The organism is Daeguia caeni (assembly GCF_042653845.1).
In the GTDB taxonomy this organism is placed as follows: Bacteria; Pseudomonadota; Alphaproteobacteria; order Rhizobiales; family Rhizobiaceae; genus Brucella; species Brucella caeni.
Genome location: NZ_JBHSEL010000083.1, coordinates 1 through 3,228, shown reverse-complemented (window position 1 = coordinate 3,228; position 3,228 = coordinate 1). Strand labels below are relative to the sequence as shown.

The window sequence follows — 3,228 nt, the reverse complement described above, 5'->3', positions numbered from 1 at the left end:
CGCTTAAATCAAACCCCAAACCGAGCCGGAAACTCCAATCTTCAAAAACACAAATAGTCTCAAATCATTCGACGACGGACAACCGGTTACATGAATGCATCTGCCAACACTGGGCGGGCCTTTGCTGATTTTGAGACATACCAGCTCGGCTTATACAGCGCGAAATATTGGAATGATTTTCATCTGAGTTTTGGCTTGAGCAGCAGCCTGCATGATATCTACACCAGCCGCAATGTGAAATATATCGACTTGAATGATCATGATGATGCTTCATTGACGGGCATATCGCATCAGGCTTTTACCGAACTGGGTTACACATTCAATTCATCGATTGTGGATGTCACCCCATTTGTCGGCGTCTCATACGCCCGGGTAGATTTGATGGGTTTTGAAGAACGCCAAACCCGTAGCGCGTTGATTGGGGAAAGTGGTCATGCGCATGTCATGAGCACCCTGTTGGGCCTGCGCGTACATGAGAACTTCAAGCTTTCTGATGAAAGCAGGATAAGTTATCACGCCATGGCTGCCTGGCAGTCCAATTCACAGGGACGACCAAGTGCAACCCTGCATTTTGCTGGCGGTGAAGCCTTCACGATATCGGGTGTGCCAGTCGAGAAGAATGCCCTGCTGTTACAGGGCGGTGTCCAATATACGGTTGCCGATCACCTTTCCTTGGGGCTGTCCTATGAGGGTCGCATGGATCGCAAGATCCGTGATCACTCCATGAAAATGGAGCTGAAATTACGCTTCTGATGCTCTCTTATCATGGTGCCGCCGGAAACAATCTGGTGGCACTTTCCGTTGAACAGCAATATTGGCGTAAGGAATTGCGTCGGAACATTAAATTTCTGCAATAGACGAATTTATACCGTACAACATTCTAAAAATGATGTATAAACGGCCTGTAAAACGCATTGCTTGCGAATTGGGGATTAATTTTGAAGTTAACAGTTAAAACAGCTATCATAGCAACTGCACTGTTGGCTGCCACATCGGCTCAAGCGGCAAATGCAATCACCACGGCAAATCTGAATGTCCGTTCCGGGCCAGGCACAAGTTTTGATGTGCTGGGCACGATTCCGAATGGCGCGCCGATTGATGTGATACAATGCGCATCGAATTATAATTGGTGCGATGTTGCATGGGCCGGTCGTCGTGGCTGGGCGTCATCCAATTACATAGCTTTCAGGCAAGGCTATGCCAGGGGCGGAAACTTTAATGATTCCGCAGTAGCGATTGGAATTCCACTTCTTGCTGGTGCTTTGATTGGTACGGCAATCAGCAATTATGATTATCATCGCGACTGGGGTCGTCGTCCGCCACGTCGTCCACCGCCGCCGCCGCCGCCGGGTCCTGGTTTCAAGCCTGGCCCCATGCCGGGTCCAAATCCTGGCTTCAGGCCACCACGTCCGGGCGGCCCTGGTCCTGTATTTGGCCCTGGTCCAGGAAGGCCACCGGCCCCACCTCGTCCATGATTTTCAAAAGCCGCCTGTAACGGGCGGCTTTTTCATGCATTCGTACTTGTCCAGCCTCTATGTCGCCGATGGTGGGACAAGACCTCCGCTTTGCTGTTTAGAAAGAGTGTCCAGCATTTCCTGTTGCAACGGAACGTTATGAATTGGTCGCTACCAAGTCTGGCTTGGGCATTGTCATATTCATGGTAGAGCAAGTGGTCAGGTGATCAGCTTTTCGATTGCATGGCTGTCGGCCAGACTGCGATTGTCAAGGACATTCGCAATGGCTTCCCGGACATCCAGCATGATTAGCCGTATCTGGCAATCATCCTCAATACAGTCTTCGCAGGGGTGATAATCCGTTTTGCTGGCACAGGCGATCGGGGCCAGTGCGCCATCGAGGGCGCGGATAATATTGCCGATAGGAATTTTCTCGGCCGGACGCGCCAAGGTAAAGCCACCGCCTTTGCCTTTGCGGCTGACCACGAAGCCGGCATTGCGCAGTTCCATGAAGATATTGTCGAGGAATTTACGAGGAATATTATGTTTTTCTGCAATTTCACTGGCTGAAACGAGCTGGCCTTGCTGGATACCCGCAAGATGGATCATGGCTTTGAGGCCGTATTTGCCTTTCTTGGTAAGCATGGCTACCTCAACCCTTTGAAATCGGCATCACTGCTGGATGCCGTTTCAACGAAAGTATGAAGGAATGAAGCCTGCGACAAGACTTTTATCGTAATGGGACGATCAATTGCCTACATGGCAAGGGCAAGTTCCAGTGCGCCTTGAAGACTGTCGCCAGCCGGCGTGACATAATGGTCGCGACAGGGAAAATAGGGCAGGCCAAGATAGGAAGCGGCCAGACCGCCGGTCATGCTGAAGCGCCCAAGCGATTCGATACCCATGCGCTGCAATCCTTGGCATAAATGCTCGCAGGCACGCTTTAATATTTTCTGCGCCAGCGCATCGCCTTCTGATTCATGTCGAAAAATGAGTGGGGCGAATCGGGCATAATCGGCCGCCTGCGCGCTGCGTGAGAAGGTAATGATTTGCCGAATGTCATGATCAAAGTGATGCGCCACCTGCTGTGCCAGTGACGTGAAGGGAGCAAGGCCGTCCATGGCAAGCAGGGTTTCTTCCAATAATTCACGTCCCAAACGTGCGCCACCAGCATGATCACTCAGCATGAAGCCGCGCCCGCCGATGATTTCATAATCAGAATCGATCCGTTTCACAAAGGCGGAACCCGTTCCGGTAATGATGATTGCGCCATCGCCATGGCCAAGTGCGCCCTGAAAGGCTGTGATCGCATCAGAGACGATGCGTGATTCTTTGAAGGGGAGAACATCTGCAATTTCTTGCAGATTCAGGACGGATTTCGCTCCTGCAAGGCCAAGCGTGACTTTCAACGTGGACAATAGCTCCGCTTCCAGCCCGGCATTGGTCAACGTCTGCAATGCTGCACACTTTATGTGTGCACATGCGTCGTGAGGATGCGCGCCAATATTGGCAGGCCCAGCAGTTCCCATACCCAGAATCGTACCGCTGGAATCGGCGAGAATTGCGCGACAACCGCTGCCACCGCCATCAATACCCATATAAAGCTGCATATAATGCCTGTTTCTGGCTGAAATGGATGCTTACGAATCGATGCCTGTCAGGCTTTATATCCAGTTAACAGGCAAGCTTTTCCCTGTGGAAAAGAAAATAATAAAAATCGCGGGAATGTCGTTGACAGTTTTATGGTTGGGGTTCTATATAGCTCCACAACGAG

At 51.1% G+C, this 3,228-nt stretch carries 3 protein-coding genes and 1 pseudogene; 2 read left to right on the top strand and 2 right to left on the bottom strand.

Annotation, left to right across the window (positions count from 1 at the left end):
- Window positions 1-90 precede the first annotated feature (90 nt).
- Together ACFO1V_RS09590 and ACFO1V_RS09585 are read left to right on the top strand one after the other, a co-directional pair.
- Window positions 91-753, top strand: a complete 663-nt coding sequence (locus tag ACFO1V_RS09590) for an autotransporter outer membrane beta-barrel domain-containing protein (RefSeq protein ID WP_374834698.1) — start codon at window positions 91-93, stop codon at window positions 751-753.
- Window positions 754-914: 161 nt separating this feature from the next.
- A pseudogene (locus ACFO1V_RS09585) lies at window positions 915-1,169 on the top strand (SH3 domain-containing protein); the annotation flags it as partial.
- A gap of 504 nt (window positions 1,170-1,673) precedes the next feature.
- Here the strand turns inward: ACFO1V_RS09585 and ACFO1V_RS09580 are convergent.
- A complete protein-coding gene (locus ACFO1V_RS09580) occupies window positions 1,674-2,099 on the bottom strand; it encodes an RrF2 family transcriptional regulator (protein ID WP_374834696.1) in 426 nt (141 codons plus the stop codon).
- Between the two features lie 110 nt (window positions 2,100-2,209).
- Entirely contained in the window at window positions 2,210-3,064 is an 855-nt protein-coding gene (locus ACFO1V_RS09575) for a glucosamine kinase nucleotide-binding domain-containing protein (protein WP_374834694.1), read from the bottom strand.
- Between the last annotated feature and the right edge of the window lie 164 nt (window positions 3,065-3,228).

Bases quoted from the DNA above. Each gene is read 5' to 3' on its own strand.
- ACFO1V_RS09590 (WP_374834698.1), top strand. From the start codon at position 91: ATGAATGCATCTGCCAACACTGGGCGGGCCTTTGCTGATTTTGAGACA.
- ACFO1V_RS09580 (WP_374834696.1), bottom strand. From the start codon at position 2,099: ATGCTTACCAAGAAAGGCAAATACGGCCTCAAAGCCATGATCCATCTT.
- ACFO1V_RS09575 (WP_374834694.1), bottom strand. From the start codon at position 3,064: ATGCAGCTTTATATGGGTATTGATGGCGGTGGCAGCGGTTGTCGCGCA.